Raw genomic sequence first — 19,911 nt, 5'->3', positions numbered from 1 at the left:
ATTCACTTTAATTTTAAATAAAAACTTACCAACCTGAATATAGCCATGAAAATAACGATGAGATTATTTTCACGGCTATATTCGCCCTCTTTAAACACAATTAAAACATCAATTTAACACCGAGCCAACAAAACAGCATTTTGATCTTCGTTATTCACTCAAAACGACTAATTATTTCTGAAATGATCGGTTATTGGTGATCTGTTTCACAGTTAATCCCTTTTTCCTGGATAAAATGACCATGCTTTCAATTACTGAAAGGAAATTGAACATGGAAAACAATAATCGTTTAATGCCCCATATAAGGCGGACAACACATATCATGATGTTTGCCCACCGAAACTGTTTTGACTTTCATCTCTTTAACGCCCGGTAGTCCTTCGACTTCTGGCGCATCTGCTTACAGGTTATCCTGAAACACGCTATTTTACAGGCTGTTGCCTGTGAACACCTGCGCTCATTCCTTGTGATTCAGATTCTCCGCAACCGGGCGGACTGAATTCTACTCAGCAAAAAAGCAATTAACTGATTTCGTATCAGCGGACACGCTTTGCTTTTTTTTCCGGAAATAATCGATTTCTTTACCGCAAGAAGTCGAGGGCCCCATATTGCCTGAAATAAAGAGATAAAGATGAAAACGTTAAAAATTGCCGTCAGCCGTGCCTGCCCTGAATGCTTTACCACTTCGCGCGACATTGTGGATATCACCGCATCGGATTATATTGATGTGGCAGCCGTGGTTCTGGCCGTCAGCGATATTTTCAATGGCGCCATAGAAGAAATAGAAGCCACGGGATTCGGTATTCCGGTGTTTATTGCCACGCATAAAGAAGAAAGGGTTCCGGCTGAATTTCTGTCGCGTATTCACGGCGTTTTTGAGTACTCCGACACCAGCAATGCGTACTACGGACGCCAGCTTGAAGCGGCTGCGCAGAAGTACGAAACCCAGCTCCGCCCGCCGTTCTTCCGCGCGCTGGTCGATTACGTCCAGCAGGGGAACAGTGCGTTTGACTGCCCCGGACATCAGGGAGGCCAGTTCTTCCGCCGCCATCCGGCCGGAAACCAGTTTGTCGATTTCTTTGGCGAAACGCTTTTCCGCGCCGATCTGTGCAATGCCGACGTGGCAATGGGCGATCTGCTGATCCATGAAGGCGCGCCATGCATCGCCCAACAGCATGCGGCAAAAGTCTTTAATGCGGATAAAACCTACTTCGTGCTGAACGGCACCTCCTCTTCCAACAAAGTGGTGCTCAATGCCCTCCTCACGCCAGGCGATCTGGTGCTGTTCGATCGCAATAACCATAAATCTATTCACCACGGAGCACTGTTACAGGCAGGCGCGACGCCGGTGTATCTGGAAACGGCGCGCAACCCGTACGGGTTTATCGGCGGTATTGACGCACACTGTTTCGACGAGAGTTACCTGCGGGAACTGGTGTCAGAGGTCGCGCCTGGTCGCGCGCGGGATGAACGTCCCTTCCGTCTGGCGGTGATCCAGCTGGGCACCTACGACGGTACCATTTATAACGCCCGTCAGGTGGTGGATAAGATTGGTCACCTGTGCGATTACATTCTGTTTGACTCCGCCTGGGTGGGTTACGAGCAGTTTATCCCGATGATGGCCGACTGCTCGCCGCTGCTGCTGGAGCTGAACGAAAACGATCCGGGCATTCTGGTTACCCAGTCGGTGCATAAGCAGCAGGCGGGCTTCTCGCAAACCTCGCAAATCCATAAGAAGGACAGCCATATAAAAGGCCAGGCGCGCTATGTCCCGCATAAGCGCCTCAACAACGCCTTTATGATGCACGCCTCCACCAGCCCGTTCTATCCGCTGTTTGCCGCCCTGGATATCAACGCCCGCATGCACGAGGGGCAAAGTGGGCGCAACATGTGGATGGACTGCGTGGTGACCGGTATCGAAGCACGGAAACTGATCCTTCAGAACTGTCAGTTTATTCGTCCGTTCGTGCCAGAGACGGTGGATGGCCGTCCATGGGAAAGCTGGGATACGGCAGAGATTGCTACCGATCTGCGCTTCTTCCATTTTGTTCCGGGCGAACGCTGGCACGCCTTTGAGGGATATGCCGAGCATCAGTATTTTATCGATCCCTGCAAACTGCTGCTGACCACGCCAGGCATCAACGCCCGCACCGGCGAGTACGATGATTTCGGCGTGCCCGCCACCATCCTCGCCAACTTCCTGCGTGAAAACGGCATCGTGCCTGAAAAATGCGACCTCAACTCCATTCTCTTCCTGCTCACCCCGGCGGAGGACATGGGCAAATTGCAGCAGCTCGTCGCCCAACTGGTGCGCTTCGAAAAACTGCTCCAGAGCGATGTGCCGCTGAAAGAGGTTCTGCCCTCTCTTTATAAGCAACATCCGGAACGTTATGCGGATTATACCCTGCGTCAGATTTGTCAGGAGATGCACGACCTCTATGCCCGCCATAACGTGAAGCAGCTGCAAAAAGAGATGTTCCGCAGGTCTCACTTCCCGCGCGTCATGATGAACCCGCAGGAGGCGAACTATGCCTATCTGCGCGGTGAGGTCGAGCTGGTGTCCCTGCGCGACGCGGAAGGCCGTATCGCCGCGGAAGGCGCGCTGCCTTACCCACCGGGGGTGTTGTGCGTGGTTCCGGGGGAAGTCTGGGGCGGTTCCGTGCTGCGCTACTTCGCCGCGCTGGAAGACGGGATCAATCTGCTGCCGGGCTTTGCGCCGGAGTTACAGGGGGTTTACGTCGAGGAGTGTGACGGTCGCAAACAGGTGCGCTGCTACGTCATCAAACAACCTGCCGCTCAGCCATCGCTGCTGAAAGGAGAAAAATTATGAGTAAGGCCAACAAGATGGGCGTGGTGCAACTCACTATTCTCACCATGGTGAATATGATGGGTTCGGGGATCATCATGCTGCCCACCAAGCTCGCTGAAGTGGGGACGATTTCGATTATCTCCTGGCTTGTTACCGCCATGGGTTCGATGGCGCTGGCATGGGCCTTTGCCAAGTGCGGAATGTTCAGCCGCAAGTCCGGCGAGATGGGTGGCTATGCCGAATATGCGTTCGGTAAGTCCGGTAACTTTATGGCGAACTATACCTACGGCGTGTCGCTGCTGATCGCCAACGTGGCGATTGCCATTTCCGCTGTCGGTTACGGCACGGAGCTGTTTGGGGCGACGCTGACCCCGGTGCAGATTGGGCTGGCAACCATCGGCGTGCTGTGGATCTGTACCGTCGCCAACTTTGGCGGCGCGCGCATCACCGGACAACTTAGCAGCATTACCGTCTGGGGCGTGATTATCCCGGTTGTCGGCCTGTGCATCATCGGCTGGTTCTGGTTCAGCCCGACCCTGTACGCCAACTCCTGGAATCCGCATCACGTACCGTTCTTCACTGCCGTGGGATCGTCCATCGCCATGACGCTATGGGCCTTCCTCGGGCTGGAGTCAGCCTGTGCGAATGCGGAAGTGGTGGAAAACCCGGAGAAAAATGTGCCGATCGCGGTACTCGGCGGGACGCTGGGGGCGGCGGTGATCTATATCGTCTCGACCAACGTGATTGCGGGAATTGTGCCCAACATGGATCTGGCCAACTCCACGGCGCCGTTCGGGCTGGCGTTTGCGCAGATGTTTACGCCGGAGGTAGGGAAAGTGATCATGGGACTGATGGTGATGTCCTGCTGCGGCTCGCTGCTGGGCTGGCAGTTCACCATCGCTCAGGTGTTTAAATCCTCGGCTGACGAAGGCTATTTCCCGAAAATCTTCTCCCGCGTGACCAAAGCGGATGCGCCAGTGCAAGGGATGCTGGCGATTGTCATCTTCCAGAGTGGTTTGTCGCTGATGACCATCAGCCCGTCACTGAACAGCCAGTTTAACGTGCTGGTCAACCTGGCGGTGGTGACGAACATCATTCCGTACATTTTGTCGATGGCGGCGCTGGTGATTATTCAGAAGGTGGCGAAGGTTGATCCGCGCAAAGCCCGTGCGGCCAATATTGTGGCGCTGATTGGCGCAATTTACAGCTTCTATGCGCTCTATTCCTCCGGCCAGGAAGCGATGCTGTATGGTGCGATGGTGACCTTTATGGGCTGGACGCTGTACGGTCTGGTGTCGCCGAGATTTGAATTGAAGAACAAGCACAGTTAGGTAAAAGCAAAACGGCAACCCTGAGGTTGCCGTTTTTAGTGTTTTCTCTCTCTCCCCGTGCGAGAGGGCCGGGGTGAGGGCATCAGCCCGCACCAAACACCACTTACGCGTTTTTCAGCACTTCGCTGACAATCTCTACCGCTTCTTTCTCAATCTGCTGACGATGCTCAGCGCCGAGGAAGCTTTCGCAATAGATTTTGTACGCATCTTCCGTACCGGATGGACGCGCGGCGAACCAGCCGTTTTCGGTCATCACCTTCAGGCCGCCGATGGATGCGCCGTTACCCGGTGCCGCCGTCAGACGCGCGGTGATCGGGTCACCTGCCAGGGTGCTGGCGCTGACCATCTCCGGAGAGAGTTTTGACAGAGCTGCTTTTTGCGCAGACGTGGCGCCAGCCTGGATACGGTTATAGCTTGGCGCACCAAAACGTTCCGCCAGCTCGTTGTAATGTTCCTGCGGGTTCTTACCGGTGACCGCGGTGATTTCCGCCGCCAGCAGGCACATGATGATGCCGTCTTTATCGGTTGACCATGGGGTGCCGTCGAAGCGCAGGAAGGATGCCCCCGCGCTCTCTTCACCGCCAAAGCCGAAGCTGCCGTCGTGCAGACCGTCAACAAACCACTTGAAGCCCACCGGCACTTCCACCAGCTTGCGGCCCAGCGCATCGACCACACGGTCAATCATGGCGGAAGAGACCAGCGTTTTACCCACCGCGACCTCTTTGCCCCACTGCGGACGGTGCTGGAAGAGATAATTAATGGCCACAGCCAGGTAGTGGTTCGGGTTCATCAGCCCAGCCGGGGTGACGATACCGTGACGGTCGTAGTCCGGGTCGTTAGCAAACGCCAGATCGAACTTGTCGCGCAGCGCCAGCAGGCCAGCCATTGCGCATTCGGAGGAGCAGTCCATACGGATCGCGCCGTCTTTGTCCAGGTGCATAAAGCGGAAGGTCTGATCGACGTGATCGTTCACGATGGTCAGATCCAGCTTGTAGTGCTCGGCAATGCGTTTCCAGTATTCAATACCGGAGCCGCCCAGTGGATCCACGCCCAGCTTCAGACCGGCTTTCTGGATAGCGGCCATATCGACGATATCCGCCAGCCCTTCCACGAACGGCTGAACCAGATCCTGCTCTTTCACGTGGCCGGAGGCCATGGCTTCATCCAGTGAGATACGCTTCACGCCGTTCAGACCGTTAGCCAGTAACGCGTTGGCGCGATCTTCCACCACTTTCGTGACGTTGGTATCCGCCGGGCCACCGTTTGGTGGGTTGTACTTGATGCCGCCATCTTCCGGTGGGTTGTGGGACGGGGTGATCACAATGCCGTCAGCCTGCGCGCCACCTTTTTTGTTGTGTACCAGAATAGCGTTAGACACCGCAGGCGTTGGCGTGAAACCGTTGTTCTCCTGAACAATCACGTCTACGCCGTTCGCCGCCAGCACTTCCAGCACGGAGATAAAAGCAGGTTCAGACAGGGCGTGGGTATCTTTCCCTACATAGCACGGACCGGTGACGCCATTTTTGGCGCGCTCTTCCGCGATGGCCTGAGCAATGGCCAGAATGTGCGGTTCGTTAAAGCTGTGGCGCGCCGCGCTGCCGCGGTGGCCAGATGTACCAAACTTCACTGCGTGTTCTGCGTTGCCCACCACCGGTTTCAGCACGTAGTACTGCGCGGTCAGTTGAGCGACGTTAATCAAATCGCGTTGTTGCGCAGGTTGTCCTGCACGGCTGTGATTTGCCATTGCCTGGTCCTTCTGATGCAAGGGTTAAATTGTACCGCAAACCTTTTCGATCAATTCCGCCGGGAACTGCATGGACTGCATGATATGTTCGATCATGCTGCACTTGCGGCCCGTATTGGTATTGGTGATCACCCAGTATGGCGTACCGGGAACGTGTTTGGGTTTGGTTTGGTTGCCATTTTGCAGCAAGGTCTGCTCGTCGCCTGCGAAATAAACGCGCGTGCGACCGTGCAGCGACTCTGTCGCTTCTGCAAATGCGTTGTTATCCAGTGAGTAAAGTGTAGACAGCACCAGCATAAAGCGGTTAACGGCCTTTTTCTGCTCGGCATATTCATCGGACAGCAGCAGCTCGCGCATCGCGCGCACTTTGTCCTTTGCCGGCATGACGGCAGGTTTTACTTGTGCAACAACGCTCGGCTGAGACACGACATCTTTAGTGACAGGAGTGGGCTGTGAGGCGGCGGAAATTTTAAGCATGCGCCGTAAAATGTCGGACGCGCTCTCCCCAATATGCCGCGTCTGGCTGGCAATATACTGATAGAGTTCGTCATCAACTTCGATTGTTTTCATCTTAATCCAGTGCGATATCTTATCTGAATACAAGTCGTTGAGATTATAAGGTCAAATCCCAACAGCGGATAGCGTCAAACCAGGTTGGCGGCAAAAGTCAGATTAAACTGGATCCTTGCCCCCGGGCGGCAGAATGGTCAACATGATACCCTAACCTGACAAACCTAAAAAAAGAACTTTGCCATGAAATTGAATACCCGAGCGCAAACTGCACAATCGCCGAACAATAATTCTCCCATCGTACTGGTTCACGGCCTGTTTGGTAGCCTGGATAATCTGGGTGTGCTGGCGCGCGATTTAGTGACCGATCACGAGATCCTCCAGGTTGATATGCGCAATCACGGTCTTTCAGGGCGCTCGGAGGAGATGACCTACGCAGCCATGGCGCAGGATCTGCGGGACACCCTCGATGCGAATAATATTCAGAAAGCGACGCTTATCGGGCATTCAATGGGCGGTAAAGCGGTGATGGCGCTCACTGCGCTGGCACCTGAGCGAATTTCCGGGCTGGTGGTCATCGACGTTGCGCCCGTCAATTACGACGTTCGCCGTCACGATGAGATTTTTGCCGCCATCAATGCGGTCACCGAAGCGGGTGTCGCAACCCGCCAACAGGCGGCTGCCGTTATGCGCGAGCATCTTGATGAAGAAGGCGTGGTCCAGTTCCTGCTGAAATCGTTTGTTGACGGGCAATGGCGCTTTAACGTCCCGGTGCTGTGGGATCAGTATTCGCATATTGTGGGCTGGGAAGCCGTCCCCGCCTGGCCGCACCCTACCCTTTTTATTCGCGGCGGCAACTCCCCTTACGTCACTGACGCGTACCGTGACGCGCTGCTGGCGCAATTCCCGCAGGCTCGCGCTCACGTCATTGCGGGTGCCGGGCACTGGGTCCACGCGGAAAAACCGGATGCCGTCCTGCGCGCCATTCGCCGCTATCTTACTGATACAGCGAATTGATTAAAAAGCCAGCGACCGGAAGACGACGGGCTTCCAGTCGTTGGCGTGTGGATTTGGGTGATGTATGATGGCGCGCTTATCGCCCGGGCATTAGCAGGGCGGCGTGTTTCCCCCGAAGTCTCAGAATCATGGCCAAAGAACAAACGGACCGTACGACACTAGATCTGTTCGCGAATGAGCGTCGACCGGGACGACCGAAAACGAATCCGCTTTCGCGCGATGAACAGCTGCGTATCAATAAACGCAACCAGCTTAAACGCGATAAAAATCGTGGGCTTAAGCGTGTCGAACTGAAGCTGAATGCCGATGCCGTCGATGCGCTTAACGAGTTAGCTGACGCGCGCAACATCAGCCGCAGCGAACTGATCGAAGAGATGCTGATCGCCCAGCTTGAGACGTTACGCGGCAAGGCGTGAGTCAGAAAATCCCCAATATTACCTTTTTCATGTAGCACAGAGTGCAGTCCTGCGTGATAGCTGTTTCCGCAGGGTTGCCTGTTCTGCTATTATTGCCCTTATCCGTGGACAATTTGCGCCACCATACCATTAAGTTTCAAGAGGTTATTTTACTCATGGCAATCATCGGCATTTTCTTTGGCAGTGATACCGGCAATACTGAAAATATCGCAAAAAACATTCAAAAACAGCTCGGTAAAGACGTTGCTGATGTGCATGACATCGCCAAGAGCAGCAAAGAAGATCTCGAGGGCTATGACATCCTGCTGCTGGGCATCCCCACCTGGTACTACGGTGAAGCACAGTGTGACTGGGACGATTTCTTCCCGACGCTGGAAGAAGTAGACTTCAACGGCAAGCTGGTTGCCCTGTTTGGCTGTGGCGATCAGGAAGACTATGCTGAGTATTTCTGTGATGCGCTGGGCACTATTCGCGACATCATTGAGCCACGCGGTGCGGCGATCGTCGGTCACTGGCCAACGGCGGGTTACCATTTCGAAGCTTCCAAAGGTCTGGCAGATGACGATCACTTCGTTGGCCTGGCCATTGATGAAGACCGTCAGCCAGAGCTGACCGCTGAGCGTGTAGAAAAATGGGTTAAGCAGGTTCGTGAAGAGCTGAACCTGGACGATATCCTTAACGCCTGATATCCCTGCGGCGCAACTCCGGTTGCGCCCGTTTTCCAGGTAAAACCGATTAAATTAATTGCTACAAACTTTTAACTTTTTCGCCCAGACCTGTACAATATCCCCCTGGTAAAAAGTGGGTGCCATCGAACAAGTTTGTTGGTGATACCACGTTTTTATAAGCATACTTTGCTTGAGACTTGCAGTTTTCATTTAGCCATGGCAGTTCTATAATGAGACGCATTATCCCAAGTGCATTTTCTGTCACTTCTTCTTTTGAAGTGAATCGTTTAGCAACAGGACAGATTCCGCATGACTGACAACAATACCGCATTAAAGAAAGCTGGCCTGAAAGTAACGCTTCCTCGGTTAAAAATCCTTGAAGTGCTTCAGGGGCCAGACAATCACCATGTCAGTGCGGAAGACCTTTATAAGCGTCTTATCGATATGGGTGAAGAGATTGGGCTGGCAACCGTCTATCGTGTGCTGAACCAGTTTGATGACGCGGGCATTGTTACTCGTCATAATTTCGAAGGCGGTAAATCCGTGTTCGAGCTGACTCAGCAGCACCACCACGATCACCTGATCTGCCTCGACTGTGGCAAGGTCATTGAATTTAGCGATGATTCCATTGAATCGCGCCAGCGTGAAATCGCCGCCCGTCATGGCATCCGCCTGACCAACCACAGCCTGTACCTGTACGGTCACTGTGCTGAAGGTGATTGCCGCGAAAATGAACATGCGCACGACGCAAAATAAGTGAGTGTTCATACTCTGAGCCAGCCGTGAGGTTGGCTTTTTTTTGCCTGAAAAAAGCCCGGTGACGCTGCGCCACCGGGCGTAAAGCAACTTATTTATTGTTATTGCGTATCTCGTTCCAGATCTTATCGCAACGCTTCGCCACTTCCTGATCGTTACCGGTTTTACGCGCCTGAATACAGGCCTGGTAATCCATTACGCGAACGTTTTCCTGCGTGGCGAATTGCTCATGGGCTTTGTCTTTTTTCAGCACGTTCAGCACGCTTTGACAGGCCTCAATCTTCTCAGGTGAACCCTGTGCGGTATTGATGCACGCGCTGTAGGCCTCTTTCAGACGGGAGTCCTCTTTCGGCACCTGATCCTGCGCGCATGCCACCAGCCCGAAGGTCAGCAACGCAACGATTACCCTTTTATTCATCATGTTCAGTCTCCATAACGGCGGGACACCGCCCGCCGCAGCATTCCTCAGAAGATGGTAAATGGCGCAATGACCATGAATTTCACGTCACGTTCATCCTGGAAGATGTTGCCGTAGCCGCCCGCGTAGCTCGGGATATCGGAGTGGTTGTCATACTGGGTGAAGTGCAGTTTGAACATCGTGCCTTTCGCACGGCCCTCCTGAAGGGTATAAATCGCATCCAGACTGTATGAAGACTCTTTCAGACGGTAGTTCGGATCGTAGTACGCGTCTGGCGTTGCCATATCCCCGGGCTTCGCATCCCAGGCGTACGCGTAGGATGCTCCCACTGCCCAGCCGGGCAGGTTCCAGTTTTTCAGGTCATACATTGCCCCGAAGAAGACCGCCTTTTCGCCGTCGGCGTTAAAGTCAGAGCGGTTATCCCACCAGATATCCAGACGACCGTTAGAGGAGGCGTAGGTAGGCGTCATACGTTGCAGGAAGTAACCCTGCTGCCCTTCTGCCTTGACCCATGTTCCCTCCAGACGCAAATCAACCTGACCTACCTTGTAGCCGAAGGTCAGCGCCTGTAACCACGCGGTGCCGTCATAGATATCATTTACGCTGCCATCACTGACCTTGTCGCGCGTACCGTAGAACTGATAGCTGGTGCTCAGCGGGCTACCCGCGATATCAAATTTGTAGCTGGCTTTAGCAAAGTACTGATCGATATAGCCTTCAGCCTGACCAAATGCAGCTTCCAGCACCAGATCGTTTTTAAAGTCGTACTTCGCTCCCAGCGAGTGGAGATAATCAACTTTGGTTTTTTTATCGTTCTGATAGAACTTGTCCATCTCAATGTGCCACGGCGCTTTGTACTCGTTGGTCCACATATAGGAGAAGCTCAACGCCCCCGCATCGCCGTAGTCAAAATTAGCACCGGCTTCCGCCCCCTGATAGGTGCCTGGCATAAAGCTCCAGTGCGGCGCTAACAGCGTCTGACCGGTTGGCTGGATATAACCTCCGCGCGCCCAGACCGGACCATATTTGAATTTTGCAGCCGCTTTATACAGGCTGATTCCGCTTTTATCGCCGGACCAGTCTTCGTCGTAGGCTTTATTGCTGGAGGAGAACGCAATTTCGTTCGGATGGCCGCTGTCGCCATTTTCGGCCATTTCAATTGCGGTGAACGCTGCAATATCGATCCCGAACATATCGGCGGCATATCCCGACTGGAAATCAAGGTTGGCGTTCCAGGTCGAGTGAGAAAGGTTGGTTTTGTATTTATCTTCAGTGACGTCTTTACGGTCACGCTCACGCTGCCAGTAATAAATACCGCCCGTGAGGGTGGAATCTTCGATGAAACCTGCTGCTTTTGCCTCTGGCGCAACCACCAGGCCCGACATTGCTGTCACACCGGCGATAGCCAGCGCCAGCGCACTACGTTTGCCACTGAACGTACGCATAGATTATTCCTCTTTGACGAATTAAAACGCCTTAAACGGCGAAAAACAGAAAAGACCAAGTGGTCAGGGGTAGTCAGAAATACCCTCGAATTAACTACCGTCTTTAGGTTATTTTTCGCGACGCGAATTATCAATGCTTTTAATCAGGCAAAAGTCAGGATTATGACGAAGAGCACATATTTCGTAGTGCTTTGTAACATTTACCGGGAAGCGAGTACTGGCGGGGGAATGCGCTGATTTTCAGTAAGTAACATTGATATTGTGAATATATTTTTCAGTGTTTCTGTTTTTGGAAAACAACAAACTTTTTTTAAATAAAATAAGTAGCACCACATTGACCTGGAATGTTGGGTTTAAATGATTATCCCGATGCTTAACGACATGATCGTTAAATAAAAAAACGCCGCATTACGCGGCGTTTGTTTCTCATTGACCAGAGCAGCGTTATTATTCGCCGATCTTAGTCCAGGTATCACGCAGACCGACGGTACGGTTAAATACCGGTTTTTCTGCCGTGCTGTAACGGCTGTCCAGGCAGAAGTAACCCTCACGTTCAAACTGGAACGCTTTACCGGCTTCAGCGGCTTTCAGAGACGGCTCGGCATACCCCTGCTTGATAATCAGAGACTCAGGGTTAATGACCGCCAGGAAGTCCTCCGCAGCGCCTGGATTAGGCACGCTGAACAGACGATCGTAGAGACGGATCTCAACCGGCAGCGCATGCTGCGCGCTCACCCAGTGGATTACACCTTTTACTTTACGACCATCCGCCGGATCTTTACTCAGCGTCTCTGCGTCGTACGTACAGAAGATGGTCGTGATGTTACCTTCCGCATCTTTCTCTACGCGCTCGGCTTTGATCACATATGCGTTACGCAGACGCACTTCTTTGCCCAGCACCAGACGCTTGTACTGCTTGTTCGCTTCTTCGCGGAAGTCGGCGCGATCGATCCAGATTTCACCGCTGAACGGCACGTCGCGGATGCCCATTTCCGGTTTGTTCGGATGGTTAGGCATCGAGACCTGTTCGCTTCCGCCCTGCGGATAGTTTTCGATAACCAGTTTCACTGGATCGATCACCGCCATCGCGCGCGGCGCGTTTTCGTTCAGGTCTTCACGAATGCAGGATTCCAGAGACGCCATTTCGATGGTGTTGTCCTGCTTGGTGACGCCGATACGTTTGCAGAACTCACGAATGGAGGCGGAGGTGTAGCCACGACGACGCAGGCCAGAGATGGTCGGCATACGTGGGTCGTCCCAGCCTTCAACGTGCTTGTCAGTGACCAGCAGGTTCAGCTTACGCTTGGACATCACGGTGTATTCCAGGTTCAGACGAGAGAACTCGTACTGACGCGGATGCACAGGAATGGTGATGTTATCCAGCACCCAGTCGTACAGACGACGGTTGTCCTGGAATTCCAGCGTGCACAGAGAGTGCGTAATGCCTTCCAGCGCATCGCTGATGCAGTGGGTGAAGTCGTACATCGGGTAGATGCACCACTTGTTACCGGTCTGGTGGTGTTCAGCGAACTTAATGCGGTACAGCACCGGATCGCGCATCACGATGAACGGAGACGCCATATCGATTTTGGCACGCAGACACGCTTTACCTTCTTCGAAGCCACCGGCACGCATTTTTTCAAACAGCGCCAGGTTCTCTTCCACGCTACGATCGCGGAACGGGCTGTTTTTACCAGGCTGAGTCAGCGTACCGCGGTATTCACGGATTTCGTCAGCTGACAATTCGTCGACGTATGCCAGACCTTTGTTAATCAGTTCAACCGCGTAGGCATACAGCTGATCGAAATAGTCTGAGGAGTAGCAGATATCGCCAGACCAGTTGAAGCCCAGCCATTGCACGTCGTTTTTTATCGACTCAACGTATTCGATGTCTTCTTTTACTGGGTTGGTGTCATCGAAACGCAGGTTGCACTGCCCCTGGTAATCTTGCGCAATACCAAAGTTCAGGCAGATCGATTTGGCGTGACCAATGTGCAGGTAGCCATTTGGCTCCGGCGGGAAACGCGTGTGGACTGTGGTGTGCTTACCACTGGCCAGATCTTCATCGATGATCTGACGAATAAAGTTACTCGGGCGGGCTTCTGCCTCACTCATCGTGGATTCCTCAAAGCGTAAACAACGTATAACGGCATATGATCTTATAAGCCGGACGTAGTGACAACCCTTAAAACGTCCCGGAAGAAAATAATGGGGGCAATTGCTGCAAAAAAAAGCGGCGGAGGATATCCCCCGCCGCTAAAGGCATAACTCTACTCAGGAGCGATTACTTGCCTTTAATCTCATACAGTGGCGTCTGGCCTGCAACTACCTGCCCCTGCGCCTGGATCACCAGACCGCTGAAGTCGTCGATGTTGCTGCACACGACCGGGCTTATCATGGAGCGCGCGTTGGCATTCAGGAAGTCCAGATCCATTTCCAGAATCGGCTGGCCTGCCGCCACTTCAGCACCCTCTTCCACCAGGCGAGTAAAGCCCTGGCCGTTCAGCGCAACGGTATCGATACCCATATGGACAACGATCTCCGCGCCTTTTTCCGTTTCCAGGCAGAACGCATGGTTGGTGTTGAAGATTTTCACGATAGTACCGGCAGCCGGAGAGACCACAGTTTTGTCCGTTGGTTTCACCGCCACGCCGTCACCGACCGCTTTGCTGGCGAACGCTTCGTCAGGCACCTGTTCAAGCGCAACAACGTCACCTGTCACCGGAGAAACCAGCGCAGCGATGGTCACCGCGTTTGGCACAGCCTGCGGTTTTGCAACCGGCGCGTCAGCCACTGGCGCGTTATCCGTTGAGGCGGCAGCGACCGGCCCACGGGCAACCACTTTTTTCATTTCATCGCCGATAGATTCGGCTTTCGCACCCACGATAACCTGGATGGTTTGTTTGTTCAGTTTCACCACACCAGACGCACCCAGGCGTTTGCACATTGCATCGCTCACGCGCGCGGAGTCACCTACGGTCAGACGCAGACGGGTAATACAGGCATCGATCGCTTTCAGGTTGTCGGTGCCACCCACAGCGGCAATGTAGCTGGTTGCCAGTTGGGTTAAACCCTCTTCGGTATTGCTGTTGGCTTCACTGGTCACAACATCATCTTTCGTATCTTCGCGGCCAGGCGTCTTCAGGTTAAACATACGAATAACCGCGCTGAACAGAACGAAGTAGATAACGAAGAAGATCAGGCCCATCACCATCAGGATCCAGACGTTGCTGCTTGCCGCCGGCAGGTTGTACATCAACACATAGTCGATGGCGCCTGCGGAGAAGGAGAAGCCAGCATGGATACCCAGAAGGGTGGCGACGAACAGGCTGATACCGGTCAGGATCGCATGCATCAGATACAGCAGCGGAGCCAGGAACATGAACAGGAATTCCAGTGGCTCGGTCACGCCGGTCAGGAAGGCGGTGATCGCAACGGACAGCAGCATCCCGCCAACCATTGGGCGACGCGCTTTCGGCGCAGCCAGGTACATTGCCAGCGCCGCGCCAGGCAGACCAAACATCATGATTGGGAAGAAGCCAGACATGAACATGCCCGCGGTGCCGTCGCCTGCGTAGAAGCGGTTGATATCACCGTGGAATACCGCGCCGGCCGCGTTGGTGAACTCACCAATCTGGAACCAGGCGATGGTGTTCAGTACCTGATGCAGACCGGTTGGGATCAGCAGACGGTTAATGAAACCGAAGATGCCCGCACCCATTGCGCCCGCAGACACGATCCACTCGCCACCCGCATGGATAGCATGCTGCACCGGTGGCCAAACGTAGCCAAAGATGGCGGCGAGGATCAGACAGAAAAAGCCCGTCGCAATCGGCACAAAACGTTTACCGCCGAAGAAGCTCAGGAAGTCAGGAAGTTTGATACCTGCCCAACGGTTGTACACGGCGCCACCCACCAGGCCAGTAATGATACCTGCCAGCACACCCATGTTGATTTCAGGATTGATGGTTACCATCGCTTTCGTGAGGATGAAGTAACCGACAGCCCCTGCCAGTGCCGCGGCACCCGCGCTGTCTTTTGACCAGCTTGACGCCACACCGATGGCGAAAATCAGCGCCAGGTTGTCAAAAATTGCGCCGCCTGCCTGGGCAATAAACGGCACGTTAAGAAGATCGGGTTGCCCGAATCGCAGCAGCAATGCTGCAACCGGTAGCACGGCGATAGGGAGCTGCAAAGCCCTACCGAGGCGCTGGAAAAAACCTAAAATATTCATCCTATTCCCCCTACGAGACCCTTTGTTAAGACTCGCGCATAAACTATGTTTTTATTGTGTCACGAACGATAGATACAGTTGATGATTCACTGGCAGTGTGAGTGTGTGAAAAATTAATTCGTATCGCAAATTAAACACCTATTTTTTGTGATTATTGTCACCAAATATCGTATTAAACCCTCCCTGTCACTGGCTAACGACGAAAACTTATTTTATCATTCAAAAAATCAAGACGGATTGATCCGGCCTGAAAGGTTCCAGGTTACGCTTAGTTCAGGTTGCACTAATCATCCGCCCACTTTTACTTAAACTTTAGAGGTGAATAATGAGACTGATTCCCCTGGCAACAGCTGAACAAGTCGGAAAATGGGCTGCTCGTCATATCGTTAACCGCATCAACGCGTTCAAACCAACAGCCGATCGTCCTTTCGTTCTCGGTCTTCCAACCGGCGGCACGCCCCTGACCGCTTATAAAGCTCTGGTTGAAATGCACAAAGCGGGCCAGGTAAGCTTTAAACACGTTGTGACCTTCAACATGGACGAATATGTCGGCCTGCCAAAGGAACATCCGGAAAGTTACCACAGCTTTATGCACCGTAATTTCTTCGATCACGTTGATATTCCGGCTGAAAACATTAACCTGCTGAATGGAAACGCGCCTGATATTGACGCAGAATGCCGTCAGTATGAAGAAAAAATCCGTTCCTACGGTAAAATCCACCTGTTTATGGGCGGCGTAGGCAACGATGGTCATATCGCGTTCAACGAACCGGCATCTTCACTGGCTTCCCGTACCCGTATTAAAACGCTGACCCATGATACGCGCGTGGCTAACTCCCGCTTCTTTGACGGCGACGTCAATCAGGTGCCTAAATACGCGCTGACCGTGGGCGTGGGCACGCTGCTGGATGCCGAAGAAGTGATGATTCTGGTGCTGGGCGCGGTGAAAGCGCAAGCGCTTCAGGCTGCCGTTGAAGGCAACGTGAACCATATGTGGACGATCAGCTGCTTACAGCTGCATCCAAAAGCGGTTGTCGTGTGTGACGAACCGTCCACCATGGAGCTGAAAGTGAAAACGCTGAAATACTTCAACGAGCTGGAAGCTGAGAACATCAAAGGTCTGTAATTGAATAACCGCCTCTTTTATCCGGGGCGGTCGCTTTTTTTAACCGGGGGTCGATATGTACGCTTTAACTCACGGTCGGATTTATACCGGCCATGAAATTCTGGATGACCATGCGATTGTAATCGCCAATGGCCTGATTGAACGTGTTTGCCCGCTGGCGGAACTGCCGACGGAGATCGAACAGCGTTCACTCAATAGAGCTGTAATCTCCCCCGGTTTCATCGACGTACAGCTTAACGGCTGCGGCGGTGTCCAGTTTAACGATACCGCAGAAGCGGTGACGGTTGAAACGCTGGAAATTATGCAGAAAGCCAACGAGAAATCGGGCTGCACCAGCTATCTGCCAACGCTGATCACCAGCAGCGATGACCTGATGAAACAGGGTATCCGCGTCATGCGCGAATACCTGGCAAAACATCCGAATCAGGCGCTGGGCCTGCACCTGGAAGGGCCCTGGCTGAATATGGTCAAGAAAGGCACCCATAACCCAAACTACGTGCGCAAACCGGATGCCGAGCTGGTGGATTACATGTGCGCCAATGCCGATGTGATCACCAAAGTGACGCTGGCCCCGGAAATGACCGGCACGGACGTTATCAGCAAACTGGCCGCCGCCGGGATTGTGGTATCTGCGGGCCATTCGAACGCGACGCTGAAAGAGGCGAAGGCCGGTTTCCGCGCAGGCATTACATTTGCCACACACCTTTATAACGCGATGCCCTATATTACTGGCCGCGAACCGGGACTGGTTGGCGCAATTCTGGATGAACCAGACGTCTACTGCGGCATTATCGCCGACGGCTTGCATGTCGATTACACCAACATCCGCAACGCCAAACGCCTGAAAGGCGACAAGCTCTGCCTGGTGACGGATGCTACCGCTCCGGCAGGAGCGAATATTGAGCAGTTCATTTTTGCTGGTAAAACAATATACTACCGGAATGGACTGTGTGTGGATGAGAACGGCACGCTGAGCGGTTCTTCTCTGACGATGATCGAAGGGGTACGTAACCTCGTTGAACATTGCGGCATCGCGCTTGAGGAAGTGCTGCGCATGGCCACGCTTTATCCGGCGCGCGCCATTGGCGTCGATAAACAGCTCGGTGGTATTGCGCCAGGTATGGTTGCAAACCTGACGGCGTTCACACACGATTATAAAATTATTAAGACCATCGTTAATGGTAACGAGGTCGTCACTGAGTAAGTAAAAGTATGACACCAGGCGGACAAGCTCAAATCGGTAATGTCGATCTCGTTAAACAACTTAACAGCGCGGCAGTTTATCGCCTGATTGACCAGCACGGGCCAATCTCACGCATTCAGATAGCCGAACAAAGCCAGCTTGCTCCCGCCAGCGTGACAAAAATTACACGTCAGCTTATTGAGCGCGGCCTGATCAAAGAAGTCGATCAGCAGGCCTCCACCGGGGGCCGCCGCGCGATTTCCATCGTCACGGAAACCCGCAATTTTCAGGCCATTGGCGTTCGCTTAGGACGTCATGACACCACTCTTACGCTCTACGACCTGAGCAGCAAGGCCATTGCCGAAGAGCATTACCCCCTTCCTGAGCGCACGCAGGAGACGCTTGAACATGCGTTACTGAATACCATTGCGCAGTTTATCGAAAGCTGTCAGCGCAAGATCCGTGAACTCATCGCCATCTCGGTGATTTTGCCCGGCCTGGTTGACCCGGAAAGCGGCGTTATTCGCTACATGCCGCATATTAAGGTAGAGAACTGGGGGCTGGTTGAGGCGCTGGAAAAGCGCTTCAAGCTGACCTGCTTTGTTGGTCACGATATTCGCTCGCTGGCGCTGGCGGAGCACTACTTTGGTGCGAGCCAGGACTGCGAAGACTCTATTCTGGTGCGCGTTCACCGTGGTACAGGTGCGGGCATCATCTCGAATGGCCGCATTTTTATTGGTCGTAACGGTAACGTAGGCGAGATTGGTCATATCCAGGTGGAACCGCTTGGCGAGCGCTGCCACTGCGGTAATTTTGGCTGTCTTGAAACCGTTGCCGCCAACGCCGCCATTGAACATCGCGTTCGCCATCTGCTGGAGCAGGGTTACCAGAGCCGCGTCACGCTGGACGATTGTAAGATCGGCACCATCTGCAAAGCGGCAAACAAAGGCGATGCGCTGGCCTGCGAAGTGATCGAACAGGTAGGACGCCACCTGGGTAAGACCATCGCCATTGCCATCAACCTGTTTAATCCGCAAAAGGTGGTGATTGCCGGCGAGATCGTTGAAGCCGAAAAAGTGTTACTGCCCGCCATTGAAGGCTGCATCAATACCCAGGCGCTGAAGGCATTTCGCCAGAATTTGCCGGTGGTGCGATCTACGCTCGATCACCGCTCGGCAATTGGCGCATTCGCCCTGGTAAAACGTGCCATGCTGAACGGGATCCTGCTGCAACATTTGCTGGAATCCTGATCGGATCTTATAGTAACGCCTTCTTTTTTTGATGTCGGATTGTCCATGACCATTAAGAATGTAATTTGTGATATCGACGGCGTGCTGATGCACGACAACGTTGCCGTGCCGGGTGCTGCGGAGTTTCTTCACCGCATCATCGACAAAGGAATGCCACTGGTTCTTCTCACGAACTACCCTTCACAGACTGGTCAGGATCTGGCAAACCGCTTTGCTACTGCGGGCGTCAACGTCCCGGACAGCGTGTTTTATACCTCTGCGATGGCGACCGCGGATTTCCTGAAGCGTCAGGAAGGCAAAAAAGCCTATGTGGTTGGTGAAGGTGCGCTGATCCACGAGCTGTATAAAGCGGGCTTCACCATCACCGACGTGAACCCGGACTTTGTCATCGTGGGCGAAACGCGCTCCTTTAACTGGGAGATGATGCATAAGGCAGCCTACTTTGTCGCCAACGGTGCGCGTTTTATCGCCACCAACCCGGACACGCACGGTCGCGGTTTTTATCCCGCCTGCGGTGCGCTGTGTGCCGGTATCGAAAAAATCTCGGGCCGTAAGCCGTTTGTTGTCGGTAAACCGAGCCCGTGGATTATCCGCGCCGCACTGAATACGATGCAGGCACACTCAGAAGAAACCGTCATTGTGGGCGACAACCTGCGTACCGATATTCTTGCTGGCTTCCAGGCGGGGCTTGAAACCATCCTGGTGCTTTCTGGCGTTTCACAGCTTGATGACATTGATACGATGCCGTTCCGGCCAAGCTGGATTTACCCCTCTGTCGACGAAATCGACGTTATTTGATTCAGAACCACGCCTCAGGGCGTGGTTTTTCATTTCTGCTGTCTGAAAACATCACTTCATCTAACGAAATCAGCTCTTCATTGAGAAATCATCAATAGAATCGCTTAAGGCATACTCTTTTTTTAAGATTCGGCAATTGCCATTGCACTTTTTACGTTTTCATCGGTAAAACGCTTGCGCCCCCTCCCCTTTTTGCGGCATTTTCA

At 53.4% G+C, this 19,911-nt stretch carries 17 protein-coding genes; 11 read left to right on the top strand and 6 right to left on the bottom strand.

Annotation, left to right across the window (positions count from 1 at the left end):
- The first annotated feature begins 271 nt into the window (after nt 1–271).
- The 3 genes from speFL (at nt 272) to potE (ending at nt 4,140) form a co-directional block, all read left to right on the top strand.
- Entirely contained in the window at nt 272–376 is a 105-nt protein-coding gene (gene speFL, locus BFV63_RS22410) for a leader peptide SpeFL (protein ID WP_003858645.1), read from the top strand.
- A 255-nt stretch (nt 377–631) separates the two neighbouring features.
- Nucleotides 632–2,830, top strand: a complete 2,199-nt coding sequence (gene speF, locus BFV63_RS06305) for an ornithine decarboxylase SpeF (protein WP_048241149.1) — start codon at nt 632–634, stop codon at nt 2,828–2,830.
- Entirely contained in the window at nt 2,827–4,140 is a 1,314-nt protein-coding gene (gene potE, locus BFV63_RS06300) for a putrescine-ornithine antiporter (protein WP_069597467.1), read from the top strand. Before speF ends, potE begins: the two co-directional genes overlap by 4 nt.
- Before the next feature lie 103 nt (nt 4,141–4,243).
- Here the strand turns inward: potE and pgm are convergent, their stop codons facing one another.
- On the bottom strand, nt 4,244–5,884 hold the full coding sequence (pgm, locus tag BFV63_RS06295) for a phosphoglucomutase (alpha-D-glucose-1,6-bisphosphate-dependent) (RefSeq protein ID WP_003858649.1): 1,641 nt from the start codon (nt 5,882–5,884) through the stop codon (nt 4,244–4,246).
- 24 nt (nt 5,885–5,908) lie between these two features.
- A complete protein-coding gene (gene seqA, locus BFV63_RS06290) occupies nt 5,909–6,454 on the bottom strand; it encodes a replication initiation negative regulator SeqA (RefSeq protein ID WP_003858650.1) in 546 nt (181 codons plus the stop codon).
- 183 nt (nt 6,455–6,637) lie between these two features.
- On the opposite strand from seqA, the gene ybfF reads away from it, so the two are divergent.
- The 4 genes from ybfF (at nt 6,638) to fur (ending at nt 9,251) form a co-directional block, all read left to right on the top strand.
- Complete coding sequence (gene ybfF, locus BFV63_RS06285) at nt 6,638–7,411, top strand: esterase (protein ID WP_003858651.1); 774 nt, start codon at nt 6,638–6,640, stop codon at nt 7,409–7,411.
- Between the two features lie 128 nt (nt 7,412–7,539).
- Nucleotides 7,540–7,827: a LexA regulated protein gene (gene ybfE, locus BFV63_RS06280; protein ID WP_003858652.1), complete on the top strand. Its 288-nt coding sequence runs from the start codon at nt 7,540–7,542 to the stop codon at nt 7,825–7,827.
- Between the two features lie 155 nt (nt 7,828–7,982).
- Nucleotides 7,983–8,513, top strand: coding sequence for a flavodoxin FldA (fldA, locus tag BFV63_RS06275; protein WP_003858653.1), 531 nt, complete (start codon nt 7,983–7,985; stop codon nt 8,511–8,513).
- Between the two features lie 291 nt (nt 8,514–8,804).
- The gene (gene fur, locus BFV63_RS06270; RefSeq protein WP_003858655.1) at nt 8,805–9,251 is read left to right on the top strand and encodes a ferric iron uptake transcriptional regulator; all 447 of its coding nucleotides are present in this window, start codon (nt 8,805–8,807) and stop codon (nt 9,249–9,251) included.
- A gap of 91 nt (nt 9,252–9,342) precedes the next feature.
- Here fur and chiQ read toward each other — a convergent pair whose 3' ends face one another.
- The 4 genes from chiQ to nagE all read right to left on the bottom strand — a co-directional run bounded on the left by chiQ (nt 9,343) and on the right by nagE (nt 15,348).
- Nucleotides 9,343–9,669, bottom strand: a complete 327-nt coding sequence (chiQ, locus tag BFV63_RS06265) for a ChiQ/YbfN family lipoprotein (RefSeq protein WP_045350624.1) — start codon at nt 9,667–9,669, stop codon at nt 9,343–9,345.
- A gap of 47 nt (nt 9,670–9,716) precedes the next feature.
- Nucleotides 9,717–11,114: a chitoporin ChiP gene (chiP, locus tag BFV63_RS06260; protein WP_023315635.1), complete on the bottom strand. Its 1,398-nt coding sequence runs from the start codon at nt 11,112–11,114 to the stop codon at nt 9,717–9,719.
- Nucleotides 11,115–11,561: 447 nt separating this feature from the next.
- Nucleotides 11,562–13,229 (bottom strand): glutamine--tRNA ligase, encoded by a 1,668-nt coding sequence (gene glnS / locus BFV63_RS06255; RefSeq protein WP_003858661.1) that lies wholly within the window; start codon nt 13,227–13,229, stop codon nt 11,562–11,564.
- Nucleotides 13,230–13,398: 169 nt separating this feature from the next.
- Nucleotides 13,399–15,348, bottom strand: coding sequence for a PTS N-acetyl glucosamine transporter subunit IIABC (nagE, locus tag BFV63_RS06250; RefSeq protein ID WP_003858662.1), 1,950 nt, complete (start codon nt 15,346–15,348; stop codon nt 13,399–13,401).
- A 325-nt stretch (nt 15,349–15,673) separates the two neighbouring features.
- Here nagE and nagB point away from each other — a divergent pair, with 325 nt between their 5' ends.
- From nagB to nagD, 4 genes are read left to right on the top strand one after another with little or no spacing between them, the layout of a single operon-like run.
- Nucleotides 15,674–16,474 carry a glucosamine-6-phosphate deaminase gene (gene nagB, locus BFV63_RS06245; protein ID WP_003858663.1) on the top strand — a complete coding sequence of 267 codons (801 nt, stop codon included), beginning with the start codon at nt 15,674–15,676 and terminating at the stop codon, nt 16,472–16,474.
- A gap of 55 nt (nt 16,475–16,529) precedes the next feature.
- Nucleotides 16,530–17,678 carry an N-acetylglucosamine-6-phosphate deacetylase gene (nagA, locus tag BFV63_RS06240; protein ID WP_069597466.1) on the top strand — a complete coding sequence of 383 codons (1,149 nt, stop codon included), beginning with the start codon at nt 16,530–16,532 and terminating at the stop codon, nt 17,676–17,678.
- Between the two features lie 8 nt (nt 17,679–17,686).
- The gene (gene nagC, locus BFV63_RS06235; RefSeq protein WP_003858665.1) at nt 17,687–18,907 is read left to right on the top strand and encodes a DNA-binding transcriptional regulator NagC; all 1,221 of its coding nucleotides are present in this window, start codon (nt 17,687–17,689) and stop codon (nt 18,905–18,907) included.
- Between the two features lie 45 nt (nt 18,908–18,952).
- Nucleotides 18,953–19,705: a ribonucleotide monophosphatase NagD gene (nagD, locus tag BFV63_RS06230; protein ID WP_003858667.1), complete on the top strand. Its 753-nt coding sequence runs from the start codon at nt 18,953–18,955 to the stop codon at nt 19,703–19,705.
- Nucleotides 19,706–19,911: the final 206 nt, after the last annotated feature.

The organism is Enterobacter hormaechei subsp. xiangfangensis (assembly GCF_001729785.1).
GTDB lineage: Bacteria > Pseudomonadota > Gammaproteobacteria > Enterobacterales > Enterobacteriaceae > Enterobacter > Enterobacter hormaechei_C.
This window is presented reverse-complemented; position numbering and strand designations above follow the sequence as displayed.

What these genes read in the sequence shown, in the direction of transcription:
- speFL (WP_003858645.1), top strand. Translation starts at nt 272, where the DNA reads ATGGAAAACAATAATCGTTTAATGCCCCATATAAGGCGGACAACACAT.
- speF (WP_048241149.1), top strand. Translation starts at nt 632, where the DNA reads ATGAAAACGTTAAAAATTGCCGTCAGCCGTGCCTGCCCTGAATGCTTT.
- potE (WP_069597467.1), top strand. Translation starts at nt 2,827, where the DNA reads ATGAGTAAGGCCAACAAGATGGGCGTGGTGCAACTCACTATTCTCACC.
- pgm (WP_003858649.1), bottom strand. Translation starts at nt 5,884, where the DNA reads ATGGCAAATCACAGCCGTGCAGGACAACCTGCGCAACAACGCGATTTG.
- seqA (WP_003858650.1), bottom strand. Translation starts at nt 6,454, where the DNA reads ATGAAAACAATCGAAGTTGATGACGAACTCTATCAGTATATTGCCAGC.
- ybfF (WP_003858651.1), top strand. Translation starts at nt 6,638, where the DNA reads ATGAAATTGAATACCCGAGCGCAAACTGCACAATCGCCGAACAATAAT.
- ybfE (WP_003858652.1), top strand. Translation starts at nt 7,540, where the DNA reads ATGGCCAAAGAACAAACGGACCGTACGACACTAGATCTGTTCGCGAAT.
- fldA (WP_003858653.1), top strand. Translation starts at nt 7,983, where the DNA reads ATGGCAATCATCGGCATTTTCTTTGGCAGTGATACCGGCAATACTGAA.
- fur (WP_003858655.1), top strand. Translation starts at nt 8,805, where the DNA reads ATGACTGACAACAATACCGCATTAAAGAAAGCTGGCCTGAAAGTAACG.
- chiQ (WP_045350624.1), bottom strand. Translation starts at nt 9,669, where the DNA reads ATGAATAAAAGGGTAATCGTTGCGTTGCTGACCTTCGGGCTGGTGGCA.
- chiP (WP_023315635.1), bottom strand. Translation starts at nt 11,114, where the DNA reads ATGCGTACGTTCAGTGGCAAACGTAGTGCGCTGGCGCTGGCTATCGCC.
- glnS (WP_003858661.1), bottom strand. Translation starts at nt 13,229, where the DNA reads ATGAGTGAGGCAGAAGCCCGCCCGAGTAACTTTATTCGTCAGATCATC.
- nagE (WP_003858662.1), bottom strand. Translation starts at nt 15,348, where the DNA reads ATGAATATTTTAGGTTTTTTCCAGCGCCTCGGTAGGGCTTTGCAGCTC.
- nagB (WP_003858663.1), top strand. Translation starts at nt 15,674, where the DNA reads ATGAGACTGATTCCCCTGGCAACAGCTGAACAAGTCGGAAAATGGGCT.
- nagA (WP_069597466.1), top strand. Translation starts at nt 16,530, where the DNA reads ATGTACGCTTTAACTCACGGTCGGATTTATACCGGCCATGAAATTCTG.
- nagC (WP_003858665.1), top strand. Translation starts at nt 17,687, where the DNA reads ATGACACCAGGCGGACAAGCTCAAATCGGTAATGTCGATCTCGTTAAA.
- nagD (WP_003858667.1), top strand. Translation starts at nt 18,953, where the DNA reads ATGACCATTAAGAATGTAATTTGTGATATCGACGGCGTGCTGATGCAC.